Here is a 26899-nt window from a genome sequence, read left to right as displayed (position 1 = left end):
GGCGTGCACTTCAGGATCCTCGGGACTCTGGAGATCTCACGAGAGGGCATCCCCATGCCGCTCACGGCGCCCAAGCAGCGCGCCCTGCTCGCACTCCTCCTGCTGTGCGGCGACCACGCCGTCCCGGCGGCGCGGCTGGTCGACGAGCTGTGGGGGTCCACCCCGCCCAGGAGCGCCGACAGCACCCTGTACTCCCTGGTCTCCCGGTTGCGGCGAGCGGGAGTCGACCGGATCGTACGCGAGCCGGGCGGTTACCGGTTGCCCATGGAGGGCGCCACCCTCGACCTGCACACCTTCCAGCGGAGGGCGAGCCGGGCGCGGGAGCTGACGCGCGACGGCCGGCCCGGGGACGCGGCCGAGCTCTACAGGCGCGCCCTGGCCCTGTGGCGGTCGACCCCGCTCGCCGACGTCCCCGCGTCGCCGCTGGTCACCGCCGAACGCGACCGGATCGGCGCGCTACGCCTGGCGGCCGTCGAGGAGTACGCCGACGTGCTCGCCATGCTGGACCAGCACACCGTGAGTGTCCCCGAACTGCGCCGGACGCTGGCCAACCATCCCCTGAACGAGTCTCTGTGGGCCCGGCTCGTCCGCGCGCTCGCCCGATCCGGGCGCACCGGCGAGGCGCTGGCCGCGTACGGCACCGCGCGCCGGGTGCTCGCCGAGGAGCTGGGTCTGGAACCCTGCGAGGAACTGCGGAACCTGCACGCGTGGGTCCTGCGCGGCGGGATCCCCCAACCGGCGGACCATGCCGCACAGGGACCGTTGCCGCAAGCACCGGATCCGCAAGGGCCGGATCCGCAAGCACCGGGCGCCCCGGAGACGGAAAGCCCGGGGATGGAAGACCCTGGCGCGTCGGCCGCGCACCCGCAGGACGACCCCGTCGAAGCCCCCGGATCGCCCGTTCCGCGCTGGCTTCCGCCCGACCTCGACCGCTTCACCGGCCGCGCCGCAGAACTGCGCGAGCTGCGGTCGGCCGCCACCGCCGACGTGACGGTGATCAGCGGGATGCCGGGTGTGGGCAAGTCCGCGCTCGCCGTCCACTGGGCGCACCGCGCCGCCGCCCACTTCCCCGACGGGCAGCTCTTCATCGACCTGCGCGGCCACCGCCCCCGGCAGGCGGTCACGCCGAGGGACGCCCTGGACCGGCTCGTGCGCGCCCTCGGCCTGCCACCCGAGCGGGTTCCCGCCGACGAGGACGACCTCGGCGCCGCCTTCCGGACGCTGCTGTCGGGCAAACGGGTCCTCATCGTCCTGGACAACGCGGCCGACCCCAGCCAGGTCCGGCAGCTGCTGCCGGGCGAGCCCGGCTGCCTGGTGCTGGTGACCAGCCGCAACCGGCTCACCGGGCTGGCCCTGCGCCACCGCGTGCGCGTCATCGAACTGGCCGCGCTGTCCGAACCCGAGGCGGTCGCCCTGCTCACCACCGCCATCGCCCCCGCGCGGCCGCCCGACCCGGCGGCCGTGGCGGAACTCGCCCGCCAGTGCGGTCGCCTGCCGCTGGCCCTGCGCATCGCCGCCGCCCACCTGGCCGACAACCCCGGCCGCACGGTCGCCCGCTTCGTCGCCGACCTGACCGAACGCGGCAGGCTGCGCGGCCTGCGCCTGCCCGGCGACCCTCACGACGCCGTCGGCGCCGCGTTCGACCTCTCGTACCGGACGCTGGCCCGCGCCGACCGGGTTGCCTTCCGCCGTCTCGGGCTGGTCCCCGGCGGGGAGTTCACCCCGCCCGCGCTCGCCGCGATGCTCGCCTCTACCCCCGCCCGCGCCCGCGCCCACCTGGACGCGCTGCGGACCGCCAGCCTGATCGAGTCCCGCCGTGACGCGCCGGGCGAGGAACGGTACCGGTTCCACGACCTGCTGCATGACTACGCCCGCCACCGCGCCGAGAAGGAGGACTCCCCCGCCGTACGCGCGGCGACCGTCGCCCGCCTGATGGGCTGGTACATCTCCCTCGCCGCCGCCCCGGCCGACCCGGCCCCGCTGCACGCCGAGCACGAGAGCCTCCTGGCCGCCGTACGGTACGCCGCCGCGCACGGCCTGGACGCCGCCTGGCGGCTGCCCGCCGCGCTGGCCCGCCACCTGGAGCTGCGCCAGCGTCTGCATGACGCCGTCGAAATGCACACCCTCGCCGTCGCGGCCGCGACCCGGGCTGAACGGCTCGCTCAGGCAGCCGCCGCGAACGACCACCTCGCCACCGTGCTGCGCCATCTCGGCCGCTACCCCGACGCGCTCGCCGCGCACCGGCACGCCTTGGAGACCTGCCGCCGCCTCGGCGACCGGCGCGGGGTGAGCGCCGCGCTACGCGGCATCGGCACCGTCCGGGCCATGCTCGGCCACTACGACGAGGCCCTGGTCCACCTCGGGCAAGCGCTGCGCATCGACGAGGACGCGGGCGATGACGGCGCCCTGGCCGGGACGCTCACCGTGCTCGGCCTGCTCGCCCGCAACCTCGGCCGCCTCGAGGAGGCCGTCGCCCGCTACGAACGCGCCCTGGACATCCACCGCCGCACCGGCGACATCGTGGAGACCGCCAGAGTGCTCAACAATCTGGGCGTCGCCCGCGAGGAACAGGGCCGCCACGCCGAGGCCCTGGACCTCTACCGCCAGGCCCTGGACCTCTACCGGACGCTGGGCAGCCGCAAGGGCCAGGGCCGCGCGATCAACAACATCGGCCTTGTGCTGGTGAAACTCGGCCGCGCCGACGAGGCGCTCGGGCACCTGCTCCAGGGCCTGGCGATCCACCGCGACAACGGCGACCGCCGCGGCGAGGCCGAGGCGAGCAACGACCTCGCCGACCTGTACCACCGGCTCGGACGGCGGGCGCGGGCGCTGGAGCACTTCGAGCGGGCGCTGCGCATCCGCGCCGAGATCGGCGACCGGCGCGGCCTGGCCGAGACCCACCGCGATCTCGGTGACGCGTACGCCGAGATGGGTGAGGAAGCGGCCGCCCGCCGTCACCACGACGCGGCCGCGGAGATTTTCGTCGGGCTCGGCCTCAGGCCGACGCGGGCACGATGAGCCCGGCTGTCAGCAGCTCCTCCACCCCGCGTTCCAGCCCGGCGGCCGACCTCGGCCCGGCCGCCCGCGCGTACCCCTCCCGGAGCGTGGACAGGTCCCCGCCGTCGCACAGCGCGTAGATCAGCCAGGCGTGGCCGTTCAGCCACCGGAAACGCGGCGGCTCCGGGGAGACCGCGAGGAGCTGGCGCTGCTCGGGTAGCGGGCACGCCTCCACCGGGACGGCCCGCCGGTATCCACGCGGATCCAGCTCCGCCTTTTCCTGGGGGCCCTCATCGGCGTCGGTGGGCCGCTGCTCGGGCAGGATGCCCGGCGCGATCGGTTCGAGCGCGCCCAGCAGCCAGCGGATGAACCGTCTGCCCTCCGCGGTGAGCAGGTGCCCGTGGACGCTGTACGCCTGCTGACCCAGATAGGCGGCGCGTTCGGCGCTCGTGGTGAACTCGCCCTTCTCGGCCGCCTGGCTCCCCGGAGTGGGCCGGTCCACGAACTCGGTGCTGGGCGGTGCCCCGTACCGGCCGCGCAGTTCGGGCCCGGCCTGCGCGGCCGCCGCCCGGAACAGCAGGAGATGGGCGTAGACGTGCAACGCGAACAGCACCCGGGTCAGCGACCACGGCTGGACCCGCCACGGGATCGGCACGAGGACGTCCGGGTCGCGCGCCAGCGAGCCGGTGCGCAATACGTCGAACAGCTTCAGGTGCAGCCCCTCGTGGAAGAGTGTCTCGGCCGCCACCCACGGATCCTCCGTCCGCTCGGGGGCCATGAAGAACGCCGATGGGATCGGATCGCCGCCCGCGAGGGAGTTGAGGACCCCCTCCACTCCTTCGTCCCGTAGGAAGCCGGCCAGGCTGATGTGCCGCAGGACCCCCGCTCCCGCGTGCGGCAGCAGTTGGGCCAGCAGTTCCCCGCCACGCGCCACCCCGGCGATCATGTCCGCGTCCGGCGTCACCCGGTGCCCGGAGGACTCGCGCAGCAGCGTCCCGGCCAGTAGCTCCTCCAGGCGGCCCGCCATCTTCTCGTCCGCGCCGGTGACCGGGGCGAGCTCGGTCCACACCCACGACGGGCCCCGCTCCGGCCACGGCCGCACCCGGGGGCGGGTCAACCGCTCGCACGGCCCCACACCGTCGAGCACGTCGGCCACGCCGAGCTCCAGGAACGCCGTGAACGCGCTCGGCTCGCCCGCCTGGCGCTCCAGGAAGGTCATGTCGTTCTCGAACGCGTTGCGCAGCACCGGGTCGTACATCAACGGCCGCAACTCGGCGTCCCCGGCCGCGTGCAGGCGGCCCAGCCGCTCCGCGGCGTGGGGGTGGCGCCGCGCCAGGACGCGCAGCCCCAGCCGGTAGCGGGCCAGATTCCGTTCCTCGATCGCCTCCGCCACGCTGAACTGGGGGTCGGAGCCGAGCTCCAGGTCGATGTCGGGCAGCGAGTTCACCAAGGGTCACCTCGATTTACGGCGGGAATCACCGGTGCGTTCACCGGTCGTGTTCACGGGAGGACCGGCGGCGGTGCGGCCGCCGCCGGTCCGATCGGTGTCCGGCGTACCGTCAGCCGCGCGGGGACGAGTACGGCGGGACCCAGGCGCGCTCGTGCGGAGCGTCCGTCACCACTGAGGGCTCGGCGTCGGTGGGCAGCGAGAACTGCGGAAGTTCGATCGTCTGGGCCGGCATGATGATCACTCCATTTCGGTCGGAGACTTGCTGGTCTCGAATCTAGGGACCCTGGGTGTCGCGCCGGTGTGGCGGCGGTGTGGCGTCTCCGATCACCATTGCCACCGTCCCGCGGTACCTTCGGTGGCATCTCTTCTGGCGCCGCTCGGGGCCTGCTGACCTCGTCCTCCTGGTTCGCCCGGCGCAGTGTGGACGGCCGGGTGTGACCGGCCGGCCTGTCCTGATCGCGGAGGAGAAGAAGACCGGCCCGAACCAGATGCACTTCGATCTGACGAGCACGTCCCTTGAGGACCAGCAGCGGACGGTGGCGAGGTCGCTCGAACTCGGTGCGCGGCACATCGACGTCGGGCGACGCCCGGAAGAGGATCATGTGGTGCTCGCCGATCCCGATGGCAACGAGTTCTGTGTGTCGACCCCCCGATAGCGTGCCGCTGCGACCGGTACGCGCGTCGTGACTCGGGCGGGGACGGCGCGACCCGGCGGCCGGACCGGTCCATCGTGCCCTTAGGCTCGGGGCACCCCCTCTCCCGCCGTTCGAAAGGTGATGCCCTCATGCCCTCCGCGTTCCGCCTCTTCCGTGCCGTCGCGATCGCCGAGGCGTACTCCTGGGCAGGGCTGCTCATCGGCATGTTCTTCAAGTACGTCGTCGTCGGCGACGAGATCGGCGTGCGGATCTTCGGTCCGATCCACGGGGCGATCTTCGTGCTCTACGGGCTCGCCGTGCTGGCCGCCGCGAGGGCGGGCCGATGGAGCTTCGGCACCGTCGTGCTGGGGCTGGCATGCGCGGTGCCGCCGTTCACCACGGTCTGGTTCGAGCGGCGGATGACCCGGCGCCTGGAGCCGGCCGTCCAGGTGGCCGCCTGACGAAGGGTCTGGGGACCGCCGGACAGGATCCGGCGGTCCTCAGGCCGAGGCCGCCGGGATCCGCGCGTACGACGTGCTCGTGGAGAACCAGCGGTTGACGCGGACGGCACTGGCCGGCATCACCGGTCACTCCGCGGTCAGCGGCTTGGCGATGTGTTCGAGTGACTGCTGCTCCGCGCGTACGCCGAAGGCCAGTTCGGCGATCCCGCCGAGGGCCATGGCGGCGGCTCCGATGAGGAAGCCGACGGCGACGAGGGTCATGCTTCCGGTGGCGATGAACTCGCCGAACACCAGCGGTCCGGTGATGCCGCCGATTCCGGTCCCGACGGCGTAGAACAGGGCGATCGCCAGTGCCCTGGTCTCCATCGGGAAGATCTCGCTGACGGTGAGGTAGGCCGAGCTCGCGCCCGCCGAGGCCACGAAGAACGTGAGCGCGACCAGCGCGACGAACGACACCGCGGTCAGGCCGCCGTTCATCAGGAGGAGGGCGAGGACGACGGCGAGCGCGGCCGACCCCAGGTAGGTCCCCGAGATCATCGGTACGCGGCCGACCGTGTCGAAGAGCCGGCCGAGCAGGAGCGGGCCGAGGAAGTTGCCGAACGCGAAGACCACCATGAAGTACGGCACGGCCCCTGAGGCCACGCCGAAGAAGGTGTGCAGCATGGTGCCGAGGTCGAACGTGACGGCGTTGTAGAGGAACGCCTGTCCGATGAACAGGGCCAGTCCGAGGATCGTCCGGCGGGGGTAGCGCTTGATCGCGACTTCGGCGATCTCCCGGAAGGGGATCGCCCGGCGCTGCCGTACGGTGATGGCCCCGTGGGGTGGTGTCAGCTCGCGGCCGGTCTCGGCGCGTACCTCGGTCTCGATCGTGCCGACGATGCGTTCCGCTTCCTTCTCGCGGCCATGGATGAACAGCCAGCGGGGGCTTTCGGGCACGTGCCTGCGTACGATCATGATGCCGATGCCGAGAAGGCCGCCGAGGCCGAAGGCGAGCCGCCATCCGATGTCCGTGGGTAACAGGTCGGACAGCAGAACCAGCGCGGCGGCGCTGCCGAGGGCCGATCCGGCCCAGAAGCTGCCGTTGATGGTGAGGTCGACCTGGCCGCGGTTGCGTGCCGGGATGAGCTCGTCGATGGCCGAGTTGATCGCGGCGTACTCCCCTCCGATGCCCATTCCGGTGAGGAACCTGAACAGGTACAGATACCAGGGGGCGAAGGAGAAGGCGGTGGCCACGGTCGCGACGACGTACAACGCGAGCGTGATCATGAACAGTTTCTTGCGGCCGTGGCGGTCGGTGAGCTGCCCGAAGATCAGGGCGCCGGCGCAGGCTCCGGCCACGTAGACCGCGGCGGCGGTGCCGATGTCGGCGGCCGTCAGGTCGATTCCGCTGCCGCGTTCCGTCATGCGGGGGGCGATCGCGCCGACGATGGTCACCTCGATCCCGTCGAGGATCCATACGGTTCCCAGGCCGACGACGATCCGCCAGTGGAAGCGCGACCAGGGCAGCCGGTCCAGGCGCGCCGGGATGCCGGTGCTGACGACCTTGAGCTGCTCGGCTCCCATCGGCACCGCTCCCCCGCTGCGCCCGTGCTCTCACCGCCGCCGTGTCCGTGTGTGTTCGTGTGTGTGTCGGTGTGTGTCGCCTCCCGGCGTACGGCGGGCGCGGAGAGGCGTGTCTCCCAGCCTCTCGGCCGGGCCGGGCGGGCGCATCCCTCGATCGGGTAGTCGTACGGGTGGCCGCGCGGATGTCGGTGGGGCCGGATACGGTGTGGATCATGCTTCCGGCTCGGTTGAACCGCCTCACCGTGGAGGAGGCCGTGGATCGCTACGTGGAGCTGGTCCGGGCCAAGACACTGACGGGGGCGCTGTCCCCCGCGACCGCCGAGGTGTACGCGCGGGACGTCGCCACGTTCGTACGGCTGGCGGGTGCGGGCCGGGTGCTGGACGACCTCACGGGTGAGGACGTGGACGCGGTGCTGCTGGCGTTCGCGCGCAAGCCGGACGAGCGGCGGCGGGAGCCGGAGGCGGGGTTGCAGAGCGCGGCGTCGCAGGCGCGGTTCCGCCGCTCGGTGTCGGCGTTGTTCAAGCACGCGGCGGTGGCGGGGTGGGTGCAGCTCAACCCGATGGCGGCCTCGTCGGTGACCGCGCGGGAGCGTGGGGGGTTGCGGGCCGAGCGGCGGGCGCTCACCAAGGAGCAGGCCGAGGGGTTGATCGGGGCGGCGCGCTCTCCCGCCGAGGAGCCCGCGCGCAGGAAGGATCAACGTACCGATGCCCGTGACGCGTTGATCGTGCTGTTGCTGGCCACGGTGGGGCCGAGGGTGTCAGAGCTGGTGCGGGCGAACGTCGAGGATTTCTACACCAATGACGGGGTGCGCTACTGGCGGATCTTCGGCAAGGGGGGCATGACGCGGGACGTGCCGCTTCCGCGTGACGTCGCCGAGGTGTTCGACGCCTACCTCGCGGTGCGGGTGGCGAGCCAGGAGAAGGCGCTGTTGTTGTCGTGGAGGGGCAGGCGGCTGGCCCGGGGCGACGTGCAGGGGGTGATCGACCGGGTGCAGCGGCGGGTGGAGCCGGGGCGGCGGCGAAGCGTGACGCCGCACGGGTTGCGGCACACGACCGCGACGCATCTGCTGGCGGACGGCACGGACATGGACGCGGTTCGCCGCGTACTGGGGCACAGCGATCTGTCGACGCTCGGCCGTTATCGCGACGATCTCCCGGGTGAGCTGGAGGTGGCGATGCGGGCGCATCCGCTGCTGCGCGGCCCTCGGGGCATGGCGGACGTCCCGGCTGCCGGATCGGCCGACGCCTCGGCCGTACCGGGCGATCCGGAACACGGTGGCACAGGTGACGCGGGTGAGCGCGGCGCTGAGGGTGACGGCCTGTCGGCCGGACGTTGAGCCCCGATCCGGCGTGTGCTCGCTGGCCGGTCTGAAGCGGGACGTTGCCGTGCCGCGCGGTGTGGGCTGCGAGTACGGCGTGAGCAGCCCGCTCGGCTGGAGGGCCGGGGCGAGCACTCAGGTGGACGGCGCACGACAGTCATCACAACAATCGCCATATGACCATGTTCTCCGCGCTTGCCTCCTTCGCCGTCGTCGCCGGCCTGATGACGATCGTTCCCGGTCTGGACACCGCCCTGGTCCTGAGATCGGCGATCACGGGCGGACGGCGGCACGCGTTCGCGACCGCGCTGGGCGTCAACACGGGCGTGTTGGTGTGGGGCGCGGGGGCCGCGGTGGGTGTCTCGGCCCTCCTGACCGCGTCGCAGACGGCGTACACGGTCCTGCGGCTGGCCGGAGCGGCCTATCTCATCTGGTTCGGGGCCACCATGGTGTGGCGCACGATGCGCGGGCGGCCCGCATCCTCGGCGACCACATCCTCAGCGAGCGCGTCCACGCAGCCTGCGCTCCCCCAGCTCGCACTCCCCGAGGCGGCGAACAGGGAAGGCGCCGACCCTGAGGTGAAGATCGGCTCCGCGTCGGTGACAGGGCCGGTGACAGGGCCGGCTGGGGCGTGGGCGCGCGGGTTGGTGACGAACCTGCTCAACCCCAAGATCGGCGTGTTCTACGTGGCCATGCTGCCGCAGTTCATCCCGGCGGACGCGCCGCACCTGCTGACGGGCCTGCTGCTGGCGCTGGTGCACAACGTCGAGGGGATGGCGTGGTTCACCTTGCTGATCTTCGGTACCCACCTGGCGCGCACCTGGCTGATGGGGGCCCGAGTCCATCGGATCATCGACCGGATCACCGGCACCGCACTGGTCGGGTTCGGAGTGCGCCTGGCCCTGTCCGGCGACTGAGCGGCCGGCGGGCCGCCTGGCGGTGAAGGTCGCGCCACCCATCGCCCACCCATCGCCGACCCGTCAGCCCGGCCACCTGAGCCAGGAGCGGGTCGCGGCGCCCCGGAAGATCCTCGCGGTGTCCATCGCCGAGGTGGCGGCCAGGCCGGCCACCGCCGACGACGCGGATTCCGGTCAGCTCGGCCTTCTTCGCCCGGCGTAGCTGCTCAGGGTCGGTCATCTCCAGGTGAGCCAGGTCCAGGTCGGCGATCTCGGCGCCCCTCCCACGGTGACATGGTCGTGCTTCCCATCGGGCGCTTTCCTTATTTGCACCATACATGTAGATATATAAAGTGCTAGTGCACTAGATGAATGGAGATAGCAGTGATCGAGTTCCATCTGGATGCGAAGTCCGGCGTCTCTCCGTACCTGCAGCTGGTCCAGCAGGTACGGCATGCGCTACGGCTCGGCCTGCTGCACGAGGGCGACCAGTTGCCGACCGTCAAGGAGGTCGTGGCGCATTTGGCGATCAACGCCAACACCGTCCTCAAGGCCTACCGGGAACTCGAGCACGAGGGCCTGGTCGCCGCCCGGCCAGGGGTGGGGACGTTCGTGACGGCGACACTCACCGACACCTCGCTGGCCGCGCACGGCCCGCTGCGGCTGGAACTGCGGCGCTGGCTGGCCAAGGCCCGCCGCGCCGGCCTCGACGACGAAAGCATCGAGGCCCTCTTCATGACCACCTTTCGGACCACCGCTCAGGAGGACATAGCGTGACTTCTGTCTTAGAGGCCCAGGCATTGGGCAAGAGGTACGGCAAGCGCTGGGCGCTGCGCGAGTGCACCATCGACATTCCGGCGGGCCACGTCGTCGGGTTGGTGGGTCCCAACGGGGCCGGCAAGACGACGCTGCTGAAGCTCGCCTGCGGTCAGCTTGAGCCCACGGCGGGGAGCGTGAGAGTGCTCGGCGGCCGCCCCGCTGACGGTCCGGCGCAGCTGGCCAAGGTCGGATTCGTCGCCCAGGAGACCCCCGTCTACGCGGGACTGACCGTCGCCGATCACCTGCGGCTGGGAGCGGCGCTCAACCCCCGCTGGGATGCCAGGCTGGCACAGGACCGGATCACCGAGCTCGGCCTGGTCCCCACCCAGCGGGCGGGCAAGCTGTCGGGCGGCCAGCGCGCCCAGCTCGCCCTCACCCTGGGCATGGCCAAGCGACCCGAGCTGCTGATCCTGGACGAGCCGGTCGCCGCGCTCGACCCGCTGGCCCGCCGCGAGTTCCTGCAGGCGCTGATGGAGGCCACGGTCGAGCACGAGTTCAGCGTGATCCTCTCCTCCCACCTGGTCTCCGACCTGGAACGCATCTGCGACTACCTGATCGTGCTGGTCGACTCGCGGGTGCAGGTCGAAGGGGAGACCGACAAGCTGCTGGCCACTCATCACCGGCTCACCGGCCCACGCCGCGACCCCGACCGGCTCCCCGCCGACCAGCACGTCGTCTCCGCCAGCCACACCGACCGGCAGAGCACGTACGTGATCCGGACCGACGCCCCGATCCACGACCCCGCCTGGACGGTCACCCAGCTCAGCCTGGAAGACCTCGTCCTCGCCTACATGGACAAGCGCACAGCGGAGAACCGGCGAGTCGCCCTGGAGGTGCAGCGATGATCTGGCTGACCTGGCGTCAGTTCCGCGGCTCGGCCACGATGATGGCCGCGCTGCTCGTCGTCGTCGCCGCCGTCATGGCGCTGACCGGCCCGCAGATAGCGGACGACTACACCACGGGCCTGGCCAAGTGCGTGCAGGAAGACACGTGCGCTGCCTTCTTCGACGGCTTCTTCGAAGAGAACATCACCCCCTTCATGGTGGTCACGCTCGCCGTCCTCCTCATTCCCGCCATCGCGGGGCTCTTCTGGGGGGCGCCACTGATCACCCGGGAGCTGGAGGCGGGCACGCACCTGCTGGTGTGGAACCAGTCCGTCACCCGCACCCGCTGGCTGGCGGTCAAGCTCGTCCTCACCGGCCTGGCCGCGGTGGGCGCCGCCTGCGTGTGCGGTCTCGTGGTGACCTGGTGGTCGCAACCGCTGGACAAGTCGGCCGGCCCGGGCTGGGCCGTCATGGACCCGCTGGTGTTCAGCGCGCGAGGGATCGTTCCCATGGGATATGCGGCCTTCGCCTTCGTCCTGGGCGTCACCATGGGCGTCGTCTTCCGGCGCACGCTGCCCGCCATGGCCCTGACGCTGGCCGTCTTCGCCGCCGTCCAGGTCGCGATGCCCCTGCTGGTCCGCCCGCATCTGGCCGCCCCGGTCACCTCGACGTTCGAGCTCAGCACGGAGAACGTGGACGGCATCGGCATCTCCACGGACGGACGGATGAGGGTGACCGTGGAGCCGGTGATCCCCGGCCACACCGGCGCCTGGGTCCTGACCAGCAACGTCGTCGATTCTTCCGGAAAGGTCATCGACGACGGCAAGGGCGAGGCCGAGGTCAAGGGCGTCTCCTCCACCTCGGGACCTTGCGGCGCCCCCGGCGCCGGTTCACCGAACCTCTGCAATGCCGAGATCAGCCGGCACGGTTACCGGCAACTGGCGACCTACCAGCCCCTTGAGCGCTTCTGGCCCTTCCAGTGGATCGAGACCGGCATCTACGCCCTGCTGACGGCCGGGATGACGGGACTGTGCTTCTGGGTGGTGCGGAGGCGCCTGTCATGAGGTGGAAGAGCGCGGCCGCCGGACTGGCCCTCCTTCTGGCGGCCGCCTGCTCGGCACCCACGGTGCCGAGGGCCGAGGGGACCAAGGCCACCCTGGGCGGCGCGTCGGCCTGCGCCCGGTCCTCGGCCCCCACCGGAGCGATGACGCCCACCACGGTCGACGTCATCGAGCAGGCCTACTACTGCATCCTCGACAACTACTACAGCGGCGCCACACTGGATGCCCGCAAGCTGCTGCTGGCCGGGTTCACCGCCATGACGCAGGAACTCAACCGGGGCGGCCGGGACGTGCCCGAGGCGATGATGCCGCCGCTGACCGGCGACCGGAAGGCCGACTGGGCCGCTTTCGAGGCGGCCTACCGCAAGGTCACCGACCGGGTGCCGCAGCTCGCCGACAAGCTGGCCGCCGCCACCCTGGAGGCCATCGTGGCCGCACTCGGCGACAACCACGCCCGCTGGACGCACGACGACACGCGCTCGCCCGACTACTACGACGGCGACAGGTACGGCCTGGGCCTGGAGACCAACGCCAACGCCGGTCACCTCGCCGTGGCCGTGGCCCCGCTGTTCGTCACCGACGTCGTGGGCGGCGCGGCCCAGGAGGCAGGGGTACGGCCCGGCGACGTCATCGAGTCGGCCGACGGATCGGCGACCTTCGTCAACGGCAAGCCCGTCCCTCCGGCGATCGCCGCCCTGAACCCGGTCTACCCGGAGGCGCGCCCGGTCGAGCTGAGCCTGCTGCGGCGAAGCACCGGCCGCCGCTGGACCGTCACCCTCAAGCCCGGCCTGTTCACCCCCACCCCGGACGCCCTGCGGATGGTGGGCTCCAAGCTGGTGGACGGCAAGGTCGCCTATGTACGGCTGCGCGGATTCGCCACCGACGGGGCGACCAGGGTGCTGCGGGAGATCACCCGGCTGCGTACCGGCCGGACGCTCACCGGCGTCGTGCTGGACCTGCGCGGCAACGGCGGCGGCAGTCCCGTGGAGGCCACCCGCCTGGTGAGCGCGTTCGTCCACGGCAAGGTCACCGCCTACCAGTGCGACGTCTCCGGCCAGTGCGACACCAGCCGCACGGACGACACCGTCGAACTGGTCGGCCTCCCTCTGATCGTGCTCACCGACCGCGACTGCGCCTCGGCCTGCGAGCACTTCAGCTCCGCCATCAAGGACAACGGCGCAGGACGGCTGATCGGCACCAGGACCGCGGGCGTCATCTCCGGTCCCGCCGATCCTTGGCTGCTGTCGAACAACACGCTGCTGACCTTCCCCTCCAAGCACCACCTGGGACCCAACCGCGAGGTGATCGACGGGGTCGGGGTGGCGCCCGACTCCTACGTGCCCCTGACCCCGGCCGATGCCGCCGCCGGGCGGGACGCCGCCCTGGCCAAGGCCCTGACCCTGCTGCAGGAGTGATCCGATGACTCGTTCTCTGACGGCCGTCCTGCTCCTCCTGGCCGCGTCCGCCTGCTCCACGCCCGCCGCGCCCCGCTCTGATCCGGCCGCCTCGCCCAGCGTCTCGGTCACGCCGGGCACCCCGACCACCCTGCCCGCGCCCACCGGCGAGCACGCTGTCGGCACCAGCGTGCTGTACCTGAAGGACACCTCCCGTCCCGACCCGTGGAACCTGGACGTCTCCGTCAGGGAGCTCAAGGTCACCCTCTGGTACCCCACCAGGCAGAAGGGAGGTCAGCGCGCGCCGTACATGACGGCCAAGGAGTCGGAGCTGCTGCTGAAGGGCGGCAGGATCGCGGGCGTGCCGTACGACGTGCTGAGCAAGACCCGGACCAACGCCGTCCGGGACGCCGAACCCGAAGGACGGAAGCTGCCGCTGGTCGTGCTCTCTCCCGGCTTCACCAAGCCGGTGAGCACACTCACCTCGCTGGCCGAGGAGCTGGCCAGCCGGGGCTATCTGGTGGCCGGGATCGATCATCCCTACGAGAGTTACGCCACGACACTGGCAGACGGGACGGTCGCCGAGTGCCTGGCCTGCGACAGCGACCGCGATCCCGGCTTCGGCCCGCGCGTGACCCAGATCCGGTCCGCCGACGTCTCGTTCGTCCTCGACTCCCTGGGGAAGTGGCCCGTCGACCGCGCGCGGATCGCGATGGTCGGCCAGTCGATCGGCGGGGCGAGCGCGGTGGCGGCCATGGTGACCGACTCGCGGATCCGCGCCGCGATCAACATGGACGGCACCACCTACGCCCGCATCCCCAAGGGCGGCTTCACCAAGCCGGTCATGTTCATGGGTTCGCCCGGCCACGTCCCCGGCGGCGGTGACGCCTCGTGGGACCGTGACTGGAAGCTGCTGACCGGGTGGAAGCGGTGGATCATGCTGACAGGTTCGGAACACGCCTCCTTCACCGACACCCCGCTGATGGCGGCGACCCTGGGCGTCAAACCCGTGTACGGCGTGCTCACCGGGGCTCGCGGTTCGGAGCTCACCCGCACGTACGTGGCGGCCTTCCTCGACCAGCACCTGAAGTCGCAGCGGCAGCCCCTCCTGGGCAAGCCGTCATCGCGCTACCCCGAGGTCACGTTCTGCCCCGCGACCTGCGGTCAATCCTGAGGCCCCGCGTCCCCTGACGCCCGGATCGGGGCCGCCTCGCGTGCCTGGTCGGCGAGAGCGGGGTCCAGGGTGTCGGGCAGGCGCAGGAACAGGTGCCAGTGCCACTCGTCACGGGGCACCTCCAGAGGCGGCCGGGTGTCCTCGACCCACCAGCGGCCCTCCAGGGGAGGCATGGGAAACCCACCCGAGAGCCGCATGAGCGCACCGGCGTCATGACATGTCCTCCAAAGGGATCATGAGATGGGTGACCAGCTGTTCAGACGGCGTGGTCGAGGGATCACTGACATAGACCTCACGCAGCGGCCCCGCCGGAAAGTGGCCGCGCTCGGCGCACCAGGCGAGCAGCGCGTGCGCGGTGAGCGCGATCTGGTCGTAGGGCCCGACATGGGTGGCACGGGCGAAGGCGCCCCCGGGCAGGATGTCCAGCGACGTCCCGGGCGGCGCGCCGTGGCCGTGCTCGCCCGGGACCACCGTCCCCGGCAACACCACTCCGACCGTGACCGGGACGGTGTCGCCGAAGTCGACCGGGAACAGGCCGATGAGCCACACCGGCCCGCCGCCCGTCCCGGGCTCGGCGGCTCTCTCCGGCCCGGCCCCCTGCCCAAGGGCGGCGAGCAGGCGGGCGACACAGGCGGAGGTGACCCGTCCGATCTCCTCCGGCGTGGCCGCGACGTCGCGGAGCACCGCGACGCGGCGCGGCGGCTCGGTCACCACGCTCACCTGTGGGGTGGGCAGGCCGCTCTCCAGAATCCGTTCCAGGGTCTGGAGCGTGCGACGCCGCCGGGCCAGCTCGGTTTCGAGATCGTCCCGTACGCGGGCGAGTGCGGAGGCCGCCCGGCGGTCCCCCGTACGCGGGGATCCGGCATCGGCCACCTGGTCCGCCGGGACCGGGTTCAGCGTTTCTCCGGTGTCCGCCATCGGCCCGATCACGGTGGCGATCACGGTGGCGATCACGGCGAGAGGGACGTCGAGCGAGCGCAGCAGCCCGATCGCCAGGGCGGCCCGCGCCTGCCCGGCCCGGTAGTAGCGGTAGCCGCTGTCCGGGTCGATCCACACGGGTTCGAGCAGTCCGAGGTCGGCGTAGTTGCGCAGCTGTTTGACGCTGAGCCGGGCCAGCCGGGCGAACTGCCCGATGGACAACAGGTCGTCGTTCACGCGATCCAGCATGGTCCCTCCCCCCGTGGGAGAGTCCACTCAGCACGTACGCTCCCGCTGCTCGGGCCGCGTACCACCGGCGACGGCGTGTGACGGCGCCGGGAGACGACGGGGCCACGCGGTGAGGAAGAAATCCGTTACGCAAAGAACGGAGGGAACGGGAGGAAGATGGGCGACCCCGCCGGGAGACCCCCTGCCGGGCCGGCGGACCCTCTGGGTCGGAGCCACGGAGGGGAGGACGGCGAGGATGGCGGGGATGGCGCGGATGGCGCGGAGCGGGAGGGCGGCGCGTCACAGCCGATCCGCGTCCGCGATCACCTCGAGGATGAACTCGCCGACGAGACGGACCCGCCTCTCGGGGTCGGTGAGCGAGGGGTCGGGCCAGGCCGGCTCACCACGCCGGTGGGCGAGGGCCGCCCGAATGAGCGAATGCCAACGCACGCCGAAGGTGTCGAGCGCGTACTCACCCGCGGTCTCCTTCGGGATCACCTCACCGGTGGCGATCGTGTGGTGCAGGCGGGGCGGGCCGAGCGCGCCCCAGGCCGCCAACGGCTCCGCCATCCAGCGCGCCGGGACGAACGGCAGACTCGGCGCCCTCCCGGCCAACGCCCTGTCTGCCCACTTCCGCCAGTAGCTGTGCAGGTTGTCCAGGTTCCAGGCGCGCAGCCGGTCCGGTTCCGGGTCGAGACCGAGCTCGTCCGGAGCCTGCCCCCGCACGGTGATCCCCCGGTCACGCAGCACCTTCCACATCACCGGGTTCACGTCGAAGCCGCGGCCGCGGACGAAGGACGAACCGGTGTGCGAGGCCAGCGGCCGGATCTCCGTCACCGGCCTGCCGAGGTCCCCGGCCGACACGAACACCCCGTTCATCGTCCCCGGGACGGTCGGCCGAACCCGGACCAGTGCTCGCCCGACGGCCCGGGCGTTCCCGGCCGGGTGAAGCACGCGCAGCCGGCGTACGTCCCGCGCGCTGAGGTCGCCCTCCACCACGGCGACGAAGTCGATGTCGCTGCGGCCCGCGCGCCACGCGCCCAGCGCCGCCGAGCCGACGACGTAGAAGCCGGTGATCCGTCCTGGGAGCAGCCGGTCCGCGACGGCCAGGTAGCCGGTGACGAACCGTACGGCATCGGGATGCAGCATCCACGGAGTCTGCCACAGGCAGCCTTGACCGCGCCGCGACGACGCGGTACCCGTCCACCGGCGCCGGAGAGCGGGCGGCCCCTCCGCGGGGCATGGTGTTTCCCGTCGGGGGACGTGACGTTCCCGCACCGCCTCGCCCGGTCGGTACAGTGCACGCGCTCGGCGCGCATCGCCCCGGCATCGAGGACGGCGAGGCCGGGAGCCTGTCGGTCGAAACCGGCTTGACCCTCACGTCACGAGAGACCGCAGGCTGGATCGCGAAAGGAGGAGAGCCATGAGCTACTCGGTCGGCCAGGTGGCGGCCTTCGCCGGTGTGACGGTCCGCACGCTGCACCACTACGACGAGATCGGGCTGCTGTCCCCCAGCGAGCGGACCCACGCCGGATACCGCCGCTACAGCGAGCCCGATCTCGACCGTCTGCAGCGGGTCCTGTTCTACCGCAAGCTCGGATTCTCCCTGGAGGAGATCGCCGCCATCCTCGACGAGCCGGGCGTGGACGCGCTCACGCACCTGCGCCGCCAGCACGAACTGCTGCGCAGGCGGATCGTCCGGCTCACCGAGATGGCCGAGGCGGTCGAGACAGCGATGGAGGCCCAGATCATGGGGATTTCCCTCACCCCGCAGGAGCGGTTCGAGGTGTTCGGCGACTTCCGGCCCGAGGAGTACGCCGAGGAGGTGGAGGAGCGCTGGGGCGGCACCGACACCTTCGAGCAGAGCAGACGCCGCACCTCCTCCTACACCAAGGAGGACTGGCTGCGGATCACGACGGAGGCGGCCGAAGCGCTGGCCGGGTTCGCCGCCGCGTACGAGGCCGGTGTCCCCGCCGACGGCGAGCAGGCGATGGACGCCGCCGAGCGGCACCGCGCCCACATCAGCCGCTGGTTCTACGACTGCGGCTACGAGATCCACAAGGGGCTCGGTGAGCTGTACGTCAGCGACCCGAGGTTCACGGCGAACTACGAGTCCACTGCGGTGGGGCTTGCCCAGTACGTCCGGGACGCCATCCACGCCAACGCCGGCCGCAGGTCCTGACCCCCTCTTTCTGACCGGCTGACCGGTTCACCACCCGGCTGCGGTGGCCGCGCCGTGTCCTGATCACCGGCGTCGGCGTCGCGCACCGACGACGGCGGCGAGGTGAGCCGGTCAGCCCGTACGGCTCGGCTCGCCTCCGGCCCGGCCCGCCGCCGTCATCCCTTCGCGGATGAGTCCCCACGCCCGTTCGGCGGTCCGACGCCGGGCGGGGGCCGGAGTCCTGGCCAGGATCCCGGCGAGCATGCCGACGGCCAGGAGGAGATCACCGCTGGTGAGGTCGCTCCGGATGCCGCCGGCTCGCTGGGCTCTGGAGAGCGGGGCCACCAGCAGGGTCTCCACACGGGCGTGGACGTCGCGGATGCGAGGGTCGATCGGCGCCATGCTGACCATGTCGATGAACGCGGTCGAGGCGATGGTCTGCTCGGTGATGAGCGCCAGCAGGTCGGTGAGTGTGGTGCCGGGTTCGGCCGCCAGCGCCTCCAGATCGTTCACGCTGTCCTCGAACACGGCCAGGGCCAGGCTGACGCGGTCGGGAAAGTGCCGGTAGAGGCTGCCCTGACCGACCCCCGCCCTGCGGGCGACCAAGCTGAGCGGCGCGTCGTAGCCAGCGTCGGCGAAGACCTCGCGAGCCGCGGCTATCAGCGCCGCACGGTTCTCCGCGGCGGCACTGGGCCCTCTGTTGGGTCGACGCGTAGCAGGCACAGCGGGTATTTTAACAACCGGACAATATTGTCCGGTTGTTTGCGGAGGCGACATGACCGACGGGACCGCACGAACCACCGTTCCTGATCAGCACGGCCTCCGACGCCAGTCGGCCTCACCGGACCTGGCGCCCACCTTCCCCCCAAAGGACTGAGCGCATGACCACCGACACCTTCACCGACCGCGTCAGCCTCATCACCGGCGCGGGCTCCGGAATCGGCCGGGCCATGGCCCTCGCCTTCGCCAAAGCAGGCGCTCGCGTCGTGGCCTGTGACATCAACGCGGAAAGCGCCGATCGGACCGCCACCGAGATCGGCGACGCCGCCATCGCCGTCGCCGCAGACATCTCCGACGAGGCGGCGGTCACCGCGCTGGTCGAGCGGGCCATCGGCGAGTACGGCCGCATCGACGTGCTGTGCAACAACGCCGGAATCATGGACGACATGGCCCTGCCCGCCGACGTCACCCTCCAGCAATGGGAACGCGTCCTGCGGGTCAACCTCACCGGCACTTTCCTGCTCACTCACGCCGTTCTCCCCCACATGCTCGCCCAAGGCGCCGGCGCCATCGTCAACACCGCCTCCGAAGCCGGCATCCGCGGCGGCGCCGCCGGCGCCGCCTACACCGCCTCCAAGCACGGCGTCGTCGGCCTCACCCGCAGCGTCGCGTGGGCATACGCCAAAGACGGCATCCGCTGCAACGCCATCCTCCCCGGCCCCACCATGACCGGCATCGTGGAATCCGCCGCCTCCTTCGACCCCACCGGCCTGGCCCGCCTCGCCCCGGTCCTCGCCCTCGGCGAGAGCATGGCCCAACCCGAGCAGATGGCCGACGCCGCCCTCTTCCTCGCCTCCGGCGCCGCCTCGTTCATCAACGGCGCCATCATCCCGGTCGACGGCGGCTGGTCAGCCGCCTGACGCGTCACGCACACCCCCAGATCGAAGGATCAGCACGATGACAGAGCAGTGGGACGCCCACGTCGACGTCCTCATCGCGGGAACCGGCGCGGCCGGGCTGACCGCGGCCATCACCGCCGCCGACGCCGGGCTCGGCGTCCTCGTCGTGGAGAGCACCCCGAAGTGGGGCGGCACCACGGCCGTCTCCGGCGGCGGCCTGTGGATGCCGGTCAACCCGCTCATGATCCGGGCCGGCGTCCCGGACTCCGTCGAGGAGGCCCTGCAGTACATGCAGGCGTCCATCGGCGACGCCGGCCCCGCCTCCTCCCCCGAACGCAGGCGCGCCTTCCTCGACAGTGGACCCGCGGTGATGCGGCTGCTCGGCCGCCTCGGCGTCCGCTGGACCCGGGCCAAGGACTACCCCGACTACTATCCCGACCGCCCCGGCGGCAAGGTGGGCCGCGGAGTCGAGGTGGCGCCCTTCGACACCAAACTGCTCGGCTCCTGGTACGCCACCGCCCGCGCCGCGGACGGGCTCCCCGCACCCGTGACCACCGACGACGTGTGGCTGCTGGCACGGGCCTGGTCCACCCCCGGAGGCTTCGTCCGCGGCGCCCGCTTCGTCTTCCGCACGGTCGGCGGCCTCGCGTCCGGCAAGCGGCTGGTGGGCCTGGGTGGCGCCCTGAGCTGCTCCCTCATGCACATCGTCCGCACCCAGCAGACCCCGGTCTGGTTGTCATCGCCGATCGTCGAGTTGATCATCGAGGACGGCGTCGTCGTCGGCGCGGTGATCGACAAGAAGGGCCGCCGGATGCGCGTACGCGCGCGGCGCGGCGTCGTACTCGCCGCCGGGGGCTTCGCCCGTAACACGGAGTGGCGGCAGAAGCACCACGGCATCCCCGGCTACTCCGCGGCACCGGAGGGCGACCTCGGCACCGCCATCGACCTCGGCGCCCGGGCCGGGGCCGCGCTGGAACTCATGGACGACGCCTGGTGGGGCGCGGGCACCGTCAGCCCCGACGGCGCCCACGGCTTCATTCTGTCGGAGCGGTCCATGCCGTTCTCCATCGTGGTCGACGCGGCAGGCGAGCGCTTCACGAACGAGTCGGCCTCCTACATCGACTTCGGCCACGCCATGCTCTCCCACACCGTGCCGGGGCCGACGTGGCTGGTCACCGACGTCCGGCACGCCCGCCGCTACCTGTCCACCGCCTACGTGGGCCGCAAGAAGCAATGGCTGGCCGCCGGCACCCTGGTCGAGGCCGCGTCGCTGCACGAACTCGCGGACATCACCGGCATGGATCCGGCACGGCTGGCCGCGACCGTCGAACGGTTCAACGGCTTCGCCCGTACCGGCGTCGACGCCGACTTCGGGCGCGGCAGGACCGTCTACGACAACTACTACGGCGACCCCAGGGTCAAGCCGAACCCCAACCTCGGCCCGCTGGAGCGCGGCCCCTTCCGCGCCCTGCGGCTCTACCCCGGTGACCTGGGCACCAAGGGCGGCCTACTGACCGACGCCGACGCCCGCGTGCTCCGCGAGGACGGCACCGTCATCCCCGGCCTGTACGCCGCGGGCAACACCACCGCCTCGGTCATGGGCCGCACCTACCCCGGTCCCGGCTCGACCATCGGCCCGGCCGTCGTCTTCGGCTACCGCGCCGCACGGCACGCCGCCACGCCCGCCTGAGAACCACCACGTAGTACTGCCGGATCAGGCCCTCCCCGCGCAGCACCTTCGACACGATCCGGAGCCATTCCATGGGAGGGTTACCGCATTCACCTGCGTGAAATGCAACCGAAACACCGGCTGGCCAGGATGGCGTCATGATCAGGGCGATTCTGTTCGACCTCGACGAGACACTTTTCGACCACCGCCAGGCGGTCGCCTACGCCGCGACCGCCTGGACGGAGTCGTTCTCGCCCGGGCACGAACTGCTGACAGAGGTCCCCGCCCTCTGGCTGGACCTGGAGGCCAGACACCTCCCCTCCTGGCACGCCGGGGAGTGTTCCTTCGACGAGCAGCGCCGCAGGCGGCTCCGGGACTTCTGCCGGCGCCTCGGCCTGCCCCTCCCCACCGACCTCGACGCGGCGTACGGGGACTTCCTCCTGCACTACGAGGCCGCCTGGGCGGCCTTCCCCGACGCCGCCCAGGCGATGGACGCGCTGTCCGGGCTCGGCCTGACGCTCGGCGTGCTCACCAATGGCGTACCGGTCCAGCAGGAGGCCAAGCTGCGCCGCATCGGCCTGATGGACCGCCTCGACCCCGTCCTGACCCCCGACGCGCTCGGCGGCAACTTCAAACCCACCGCCGCGTGCTACCTCGCGGCGGCCGCCAAACTCGGCCTGCGCCCGCAGGAGATCCTCCTCGTCGGGGACAACCGCGACCTCGACGCGATCGGCCCCACCACGGTGGGCATGCACGGCGTCTGGCTCGACCGCTACGGCACACCCCAGGAGCGGGACGACCACGCGACCGGCGGCCCTCCCCGGATCACCTCGCTCCTGGAACTCCCCGCGCTGCTCAACTGTCGTCGCCGCCCGTGAATCCCGTGACGGCACGGACGCGGCCCCGGAGCTTCGCCGCGTTCGGGTACCGGCCCGAGTCGCCGGAGGCGGCGGGCATGGTCGAAGCGGAACAGAACGCCGCCGAGATCGACGACCACACGGTGGATCCTCACGCGGTGGCCTCCCGTACCACGGTCCGGATTTCGTCCAGCAGGGCGGTGAGGTCGGCTTCGGTGGTCTCCGGGTGGAGGATGCAGGCACGCAGCGCCGCCGTGCCGGAGAGCCGGGTACCGGTGAGGAAGGCGTGGCCGCGGCCTCGCACGACGGCGGGGATGGCCTGGTTCAGTGCGTCTGTCGCGGCCGCGTCGAGCGTGGCGGGCCGGTAGCGGAAGGCGATGACGGAGGTGACGGCAGGCGCGAGCAGGTCGAAGTCGTCGGAGGCTTCGATCATGGCGGCGAGGGTGCGCGCGAGCCGGGTGGTTCGCCCCACCAGGCGGACGATTCCCTCGCGCCCGAGGTGGGAGATCGTGGCCCATACCCGCAGCGCGCGGAACGGACGGGTCTGTTCGGGGCCGTACTCGGAAAACCACCCCAGTGCGTCGGCCTCGTCGTCGCGAAGATAGGGCGGCACGAGGCTGAAGGTGTCGCGCGCTTCGACGGGATCGCGGAAGAGGACGCAGCCGGCGTCGACGGGGACGCCGAGCCACTTGTGCGGGTCCAAAACGAGGGAATCCGCCCGTTCCAGCCCGGCGTAGAGGTGGCGGGCTCCCTCGGCGAGAATGCCGAGGGCGCCATAGGCGCCGTCGATGTGGAACCACAGCCCGCATTCACGGGCGATCCCGGCGACTTCGTCCAGAGGGTCGACAGTGCCGGTGTTCACCGTTCCCGCGCTGGCCGCGACGAAGAACGGTCGCACACCCGCCTCCCTGTCCGCCGTGATCAGACGGCGCAGTGCGCCGGTCTCCATGCGGTAGGCGCCGTCGACCGGAACCGTGCGGATGTACCGACTTCCCATACCGAGGAGTTCCACCGCCTTGCGCACACAGCTGTGCGCCTCGGCCGAGACGTAGATCGCCAGCGGACGCTGTCCGTACAGACCCGTCTCGCGCACGTTGTGGCCCTGTCGGCGGACAGCCCGCTGTCGGGCGGTGGCCAGCGCGATGACGGTGGCCACCGAAGCCCCGCTCGCCAGCAGCCCGGCCCCTGGTTGGTACGGGAAGTCCACCAGCTCCGCCAGCCACCGCACGACCGTACGCTCCAGCAGGACACCGGCGTGTTCGCCCCCGGCGCAGCTCGGGTTCATCGCCGCCGCCAAAGGCGCGACCAGGACACCGGCGGGCGAGGGCGGGGAGTTGACCCAGCCGAAGAACCGGGGATGCCCGTTGCCCATCGGGTAGGGCAGGATCCGGTCGCGCACGTCGTGCAGCAGGTCCGCCAAGGGGCGCCCCGCCCCGGGCAGGGGCTGCCGGGTGAGCCATGAGCGGTCCGCTTCGGCCACCGGCCGCCACACCGGTCCACCGGGCACGGCGGCCAGGTGATCGACTGCCAGGTCCACCGCCGACCGGCCCGCTCGTCGCAGGTCATCCATCATGGCCTCCATGCGGGGGACGGCCGTGGGAGCCGGCTGCAAGGCCCAGCGCCATGGCCAGGTAGTACACGCACGGACCGGCGGAATCGTTGGCGAAGGCGTGCCGGCGGTTTCCGGGGAAGTAGGCGGCGTCCCCTGCCTCCAGGAGGTGCGGAACACCATCGACGGTCAGGCGCAGACACCCGGTCTCCACCGCCACGTACTCGTGCGACCCCGCCGCATGCGGGGAGAACTCCCCTGCGTCCACGCCCGGCCCCAGGGTGGTGCGCATGAACTCGAACTCCACATCCGGCAGGACAGGGGACAGAATCCGCCGTTCCCACCCGGAGGGATCCCGTACCACGTGCTGCCGGTCGCCGGGCAGGACCACGACATCAGGACGTACCGGCTCATCCAGAAGCCGGGCGATCGAGGTGCCCAGCGCGGTCGCCAGCCGGTCAAGGACCAGCACACTCGGCGTCTTGGCGCCGCGCTCCACCTCGGACACCATGCTTCGGCTGACCCCGCTCAGCTCGGCGAGCCGCTCCAACGCCATGCTCTGGGCCCGCCGCTCAGCCCGGATCCTGGCCCCCAGCTCGCCCATGGACAAACCACTGGAAAACGTGTTGCCGTCACCCATTCGTCCACTATAGCGATCGCTTTCCGCTTTAGAAGACGATCTGCCCGTGGAAGGGGGAAGACCAAGTACGCGAGCAACGAGGCCGACGGCGACCCGCGCCACCACCGTCCGTTCGTTCCGCGATCCCCTCGGGTCAGGGGTGACCCGATCAGAATCCTCCACAAGTGGTCAGAGGCACCACTGCCCCTTTCTCCCGTACGTGGCTTCCTTCGGAAGGGCCTGCCGTGACGCGCCCAGGCGATCTCAGCCGACCCGGTTCGCCGCGACCCGGCGGCGGGCGTAGCCCAGACGCTCGTACAGCCGGACGGCGGACCCGTTCCAGTCGTCCACCATCAGCGCCGCCCGGCCATGATCGGCCAGCAGCGCCGCCGTCACGAACCGGCACACCCGCTCGGCCAGCCCACGCCCCCGCGCCCGCTCCGCGGTCGCCACCCCCGCCAGGAGCCCCACCGTGGGCGCGGACCACGCGTCGGCCGCGACCGCCACCAGCGCCTCCGCCGCGTCCCGGACCCCGGCCCACCGCGACACCCGGGCGATGCCCGGCACCGCGTACGAGGACGGGTTCGCCCGCGCGAGCAACTCGCCCACCTCGGGACCGGCGGCCGGGCCCAGCCATCCCGGCTCCGACCCCGCCACGGATTCCGGCATGGATTCCGGCATGGATTCCGGCATGGATTCGGGCTCCCGCCCGCGGCCCTCGCGGCCACCGGCCGCATCAGCGGGAGCGAGCGAGGTGGTGACCATCCACGAGAACGGCACCGCCTCCGTCAACCCCTCGACCCGCGCCGACATCTCCATGATCAGCTCGACGTCACCGAACAACCGGTACGTCGGCCCCGACTCGGCCAGCGCATGCCGTACGAGCGGCAGAGCGCACGCCGCGCTTCCCCCGACGGCCAGCCGGTCACGGCGGGACGCACCCGGACTGGCCACCGCCACCGCGTCACCCAGCGCCCACGCCCGCACTCCCGGCCGCATCCCCTGAGCCGCCCACACGATCAGATCGTCGTCCCCGCACGCGTCGACGACCTCGGCGACCGTGGTCAGCTCCCGGAGCGCCCCACCCCGCCACGGCGCCGACGACGAAGACGAAGACGGGGACCGTACCGCGGGCGGCTCAGGAGCCGACGTCACAGGATCGCACCCGGCGCGTACGCGGCCGCCTCCGGATAGCGTGCCGTGATCTCACCCACTCGCTCGACGAGCGCCGCCACCTGCCCCGACGCCGCACCCGTGAACGAGATCCGATCGGCCAGCAGCGCGTCGAGCCGCTCCCTGTCCAGCGGGAACCGCTCGTCGGCGGCGAGCCGGTCCAGCAGCGCGTTCGCCGACCCCTGCGACCGCATCGCCAGCGCCGACGCCACCGCGTGCTCCTTGATCAGCTCGTGCCCCGTCTCCCGGCCGACACCCGCGCGCACCGCCGCCATCAGCATCTTGGTCGTCCCGAGGAACGGCAGGTACCGATCGAGCTCCGCCTCGATCACCGCAGGGAACGCGCCGAACTCGTCCAGCACGGTCAGCATCGTCTCCACCAGGCCGTCGAACGCGAAGAACGCGTCCGGCAGCGCCACCCGGCGCACCACCGAGCAGGACACGTCGCCCTCGTTCCACTGGTCCCCGGCCAGCTCGCCCACCATCGACGCGTACCCGCGCAGGATCACCGTCAGGCCGTTGACCCGCTCGCAGGAGCGCGTGTTCATCTTGTGCGGCATCGCCGAGGAACCGACCTGGCCCTCCTTGAAGCCCTCCGTGACCAGCTCGTGCCCGGCCATCAGCCGGATCGTCTTGGCCAGCGACGACGGCGCGGCGGCCAGCTGCACCAGCGCCGACACCACGTCGTAGTCCAGCGAGCGCGGGTACACCTGCCCCACGCTGGTGAACCGGCGCGCGAAGCCCAGATGCGCGGCGACCCGATCCTCCAGATCCGCCAGCTTCTCCGGCGTGCCGAGCAGATCCAGCATGTCCTGCGCGGTACCGACCGGACCCTTCACCCCGCGCAGCGGATACCGCTCGATCAGATCCTCGAGCCGCCCGAACGCCACCAGCAGCTCGTCCGCCGCCGTCGCGAACCGCTTGCCCAGCGTGGTCGCCTGCGCGGCGACGTTGTGCGAACGCCCGGCCATGACCAGCTCGGCGTTCTCGGCCGCCAGCCGGGACAACCGCGACAGCAACGCCACCGTCCGCGCCCGCACCAGCAGCAGGCTGTCGCGGATCTGCAATTGCTCGACGTTCTCGGTCAGGTCACGCGAGGTCATCCCCTTGTGCACCTGCTCGTGCCCCGCCAGCGCGTTGAACTCCTCGATCCGGGCCTTCACGTCGTGCCGGGTGACCCGCTCCCGCGCGGCGATGGAGGCGAGATCGACCTGCTCGGCCACCTTCTCGTAGTCGGCGACCGCCTGCGGCGGCACCTCCACACCGAGGTCGGCCTGGGCCCTGAGCACCGCGAGCCACAACCGGCGTTCCAGCACCACCTTGTGCTCGGGAGACCACAGACGGGCCAGCTCCGCCGAGGCATAGCGGGCGGCCAGGACATTGGGGATACGCGGCTTGTCACTCACGTTGCCTCAGTTTATTGAGTGCCCCCGGTACGGCTCGCGCCGGTCCCCCACAGGAGAACCGGCGCGCACCGCGTCCGTTCCGGATCCGCCCCGAACAACGTCCCCTT

At 71.7% G+C, this 26899-nt stretch carries 26 protein-coding genes; 15 read left to right on the top strand and 11 right to left on the bottom strand.

From position 1 onward, the window contains the following. Window positions 1-3: 3 nt before the first annotated feature. Window positions 4-3018: a tetratricopeptide repeat protein gene (locus IMZ11_RS09165; protein ID WP_228639549.1), complete on the top strand. Its 3015-nt coding sequence runs from the start codon at window positions 4-6 to the stop codon at window positions 3016-3018. Here IMZ11_RS09165 and IMZ11_RS09160 read toward each other — a convergent pair. Together IMZ11_RS09160 and IMZ11_RS45090 are read right to left on the bottom strand one after the other, a co-directional pair. Beyond that, on the bottom strand, window positions 2996-4444 hold the full coding sequence (locus tag IMZ11_RS09160; protein ID WP_228639547.1) for an HEXXH motif-containing putative peptide modification protein: 1449 nt from the start codon (window positions 4442-4444) through the stop codon (window positions 2996-2998). The genes IMZ11_RS09165 and IMZ11_RS09160 overlap by 23 nt on opposite strands. A 112-nt stretch (window positions 4445-4556) precedes the next feature. Next, a complete protein-coding gene (locus IMZ11_RS45090) occupies window positions 4557-4679 on the bottom strand; it encodes a hypothetical protein (RefSeq protein ID WP_255706195.1) in 123 nt (40 codons plus the stop codon). 55 nt (window positions 4680-4734) lie between these two features. On the opposite strand from IMZ11_RS45090, the gene IMZ11_RS09155 reads away from it, so the two are divergent. Both IMZ11_RS09155 and IMZ11_RS09150 read left to right on the top strand, forming a co-directional pair. After that, window positions 4735-5103, top strand: a complete 369-nt coding sequence (locus tag IMZ11_RS09155; protein ID WP_308066772.1) for a VOC family protein — start codon at window positions 4735-4737, stop codon at window positions 5101-5103. A gap of 128 nt (window positions 5104-5231) precedes the next feature. Beyond that, window positions 5232-5543: a DUF3817 domain-containing protein gene (locus IMZ11_RS09150; protein WP_228639543.1), complete on the top strand. Its 312-nt coding sequence runs from the start codon at window positions 5232-5234 to the stop codon at window positions 5541-5543. A 126-nt stretch (window positions 5544-5669) separates the two neighbouring features. Here IMZ11_RS09150 and IMZ11_RS09145 read toward each other — a convergent pair whose 3' ends face one another. After that, window positions 5670-7106: an MFS transporter gene (locus IMZ11_RS09145; RefSeq protein WP_228639541.1), complete on the bottom strand. Its 1437-nt coding sequence runs from the start codon at window positions 7104-7106 to the stop codon at window positions 5670-5672. A 212-nt stretch (window positions 7107-7318) separates the two neighbouring features. Between IMZ11_RS09145 and IMZ11_RS09140 the strand changes: the two genes are divergently transcribed. The 8 genes from IMZ11_RS09140 (at window position 7319) to IMZ11_RS09105 (ending at window position 14593) form a co-directional block, all read left to right on the top strand. Beyond that, window positions 7319-8443, top strand: a complete 1125-nt coding sequence (locus IMZ11_RS09140) for a tyrosine-type recombinase/integrase (protein ID WP_228639539.1) — start codon at window positions 7319-7321, stop codon at window positions 8441-8443. 158 nt (window positions 8444-8601) lie between these two features. Next, on the top strand, window positions 8602-9342 hold the full coding sequence (locus IMZ11_RS09135; RefSeq protein WP_228639537.1) for a LysE family translocator: 741 nt from the start codon (window positions 8602-8604) through the stop codon (window positions 9340-9342). A 22-nt stretch (window positions 9343-9364) separates the two neighbouring features. Beyond that, the gene (locus IMZ11_RS09130) at window positions 9365-9544 is read left to right on the top strand and encodes a hypothetical protein (RefSeq protein WP_228639535.1); all 180 of its coding nucleotides are present in this window, start codon (window positions 9365-9367) and stop codon (window positions 9542-9544) included. A gap of 161 nt (window positions 9545-9705) precedes the next feature. Next, window positions 9706-10098, top strand: coding sequence for a GntR family transcriptional regulator (locus tag IMZ11_RS09125; RefSeq protein ID WP_228639533.1), 393 nt, complete (start codon window positions 9706-9708; stop codon window positions 10096-10098). Further along, window positions 10095-10985, top strand: a complete 891-nt coding sequence (locus IMZ11_RS09120) for an ABC transporter ATP-binding protein (protein ID WP_228639531.1) — start codon at window positions 10095-10097, stop codon at window positions 10983-10985. The genes IMZ11_RS09125 and IMZ11_RS09120 overlap by 4 nt, the downstream gene beginning before the upstream one ends. Then, window positions 10982-12028 (top strand): ABC transporter permease, encoded by a 1047-nt coding sequence (locus IMZ11_RS09115; RefSeq protein WP_228639529.1) that lies wholly within the window; start codon window positions 10982-10984, stop codon window positions 12026-12028. Before IMZ11_RS09120 ends, IMZ11_RS09115 begins: the two co-directional genes overlap by 4 nt. Beyond that, window positions 12025-13440 (top strand): S41 family peptidase, encoded by a 1416-nt coding sequence (locus IMZ11_RS09110; protein ID WP_228639527.1) that lies wholly within the window; start codon window positions 12025-12027, stop codon window positions 13438-13440. The genes IMZ11_RS09115 and IMZ11_RS09110 overlap by 4 nt, the downstream gene beginning before the upstream one ends. A 4-nt stretch (window positions 13441-13444) precedes the next feature. Further along, on the top strand, window positions 13445-14593 hold the full coding sequence (locus IMZ11_RS09105) for an alpha/beta hydrolase (protein ID WP_228639525.1): 1149 nt from the start codon (window positions 13445-13447) through the stop codon (window positions 14591-14593). On the opposite strand, the gene IMZ11_RS09100 is transcribed toward IMZ11_RS09105, so the two are convergent. The 3 genes from IMZ11_RS09100 to IMZ11_RS09090 all read right to left on the bottom strand — a co-directional run bounded on the left by IMZ11_RS09100 (window position 14584) and on the right by IMZ11_RS09090 (window position 16888). Next, the gene (locus tag IMZ11_RS09100) at window positions 14584-14766 is read right to left on the bottom strand and encodes a hypothetical protein (RefSeq protein ID WP_228639523.1); all 183 of its coding nucleotides are present in this window, start codon (window positions 14764-14766) and stop codon (window positions 14584-14586) included. The genes IMZ11_RS09105 and IMZ11_RS09100 overlap by 10 nt on opposite strands. A gap of 37 nt (window positions 14767-14803) precedes the next feature. Continuing rightward, window positions 14804-15760, bottom strand: a complete 957-nt coding sequence (locus IMZ11_RS09095; protein WP_228639521.1) for a GyrI-like domain-containing protein — start codon at window positions 15758-15760, stop codon at window positions 14804-14806. 279 nt (window positions 15761-16039) lie between these two features. Then, the gene (locus IMZ11_RS09090) at window positions 16040-16888 is read right to left on the bottom strand and encodes a nucleotidyltransferase domain-containing protein (RefSeq protein WP_228639519.1); all 849 of its coding nucleotides are present in this window, start codon (window positions 16886-16888) and stop codon (window positions 16040-16042) included. A gap of 274 nt (window positions 16889-17162) precedes the next feature. On the opposite strand from IMZ11_RS09090, the gene IMZ11_RS09085 reads away from it, so the two are divergent. Beyond that, the gene (locus tag IMZ11_RS09085; RefSeq protein WP_228639516.1) at window positions 17163-17921 is read left to right on the top strand and encodes a MerR family transcriptional regulator; all 759 of its coding nucleotides are present in this window, start codon (window positions 17163-17165) and stop codon (window positions 17919-17921) included. A gap of 111 nt (window positions 17922-18032) precedes the next feature. Here the strand turns inward: IMZ11_RS09085 and IMZ11_RS09080 are convergent, their stop codons facing one another. After that, a complete protein-coding gene (locus tag IMZ11_RS09080; protein ID WP_228639514.1) occupies window positions 18033-18623 on the bottom strand; it encodes a TetR/AcrR family transcriptional regulator in 591 nt (196 codons plus the stop codon). Window positions 18624-18781: 158 nt separating this feature from the next. Between IMZ11_RS09080 and IMZ11_RS09075 the strand changes: the two genes are divergently transcribed. The 3 genes from IMZ11_RS09075 (at window position 18782) to IMZ11_RS09065 (ending at window position 22066) form a co-directional block, all read left to right on the top strand. Further along, window positions 18782-19540, top strand: coding sequence for an SDR family NAD(P)-dependent oxidoreductase (locus tag IMZ11_RS09075; RefSeq protein ID WP_228639512.1), 759 nt, complete (start codon window positions 18782-18784; stop codon window positions 19538-19540). A 37-nt stretch (window positions 19541-19577) separates the two neighbouring features. Then, complete coding sequence (locus IMZ11_RS09070) at window positions 19578-21209, top strand: FAD-binding protein (protein WP_228639510.1); 1632 nt, start codon at window positions 19578-19580, stop codon at window positions 21207-21209. 137 nt (window positions 21210-21346) lie between these two features. Further along, window positions 21347-22066 (top strand): HAD family hydrolase, encoded by a 720-nt coding sequence (locus tag IMZ11_RS09065; RefSeq protein ID WP_228639508.1) that lies wholly within the window; start codon window positions 21347-21349, stop codon window positions 22064-22066. Between the two features lie 130 nt (window positions 22067-22196). Here IMZ11_RS09065 and IMZ11_RS09060 read toward each other — a convergent pair whose 3' ends face one another. From IMZ11_RS09060 to purB, 4 genes are all read right to left on the bottom strand, one after another. After that, window positions 22197-23618, bottom strand: a complete 1422-nt coding sequence (locus IMZ11_RS09060) for a pyridoxal-dependent decarboxylase (protein WP_228639506.1) — start codon at window positions 23616-23618, stop codon at window positions 22197-22199. Beyond that, window positions 23608-24234, bottom strand: a complete 627-nt coding sequence (locus IMZ11_RS09055; protein WP_228639504.1) for a helix-turn-helix domain-containing protein — start codon at window positions 24232-24234, stop codon at window positions 23608-23610. The genes IMZ11_RS09060 and IMZ11_RS09055 overlap by 11 nt, the downstream gene beginning before the upstream one ends. Window positions 24235-24477: 243 nt before the next feature. After that, window positions 24478-25368: a GNAT family N-acetyltransferase gene (locus IMZ11_RS46135; RefSeq protein ID WP_228639502.1), complete on the bottom strand. Its 891-nt coding sequence runs from the start codon at window positions 25366-25368 to the stop codon at window positions 24478-24480. After that, window positions 25365-26792: an adenylosuccinate lyase gene (gene purB / locus IMZ11_RS09045; RefSeq protein ID WP_061254725.1), complete on the bottom strand. Its 1428-nt coding sequence runs from the start codon at window positions 26790-26792 to the stop codon at window positions 25365-25367. Before purB ends, IMZ11_RS46135 begins: the two co-directional genes overlap by 4 nt. Between the last annotated feature and the right edge of the window lie 107 nt (window positions 26793-26899).

It is taken from the genome of Microtetraspora sp. AC03309, assembly GCF_020826795.1.
Lineage (GTDB): Bacteria > Actinomycetota > Actinomycetes > Streptosporangiales > Streptosporangiaceae > Microtetraspora > Microtetraspora glauca.
This window is presented reverse-complemented; position numbering and strand designations above follow the sequence as displayed.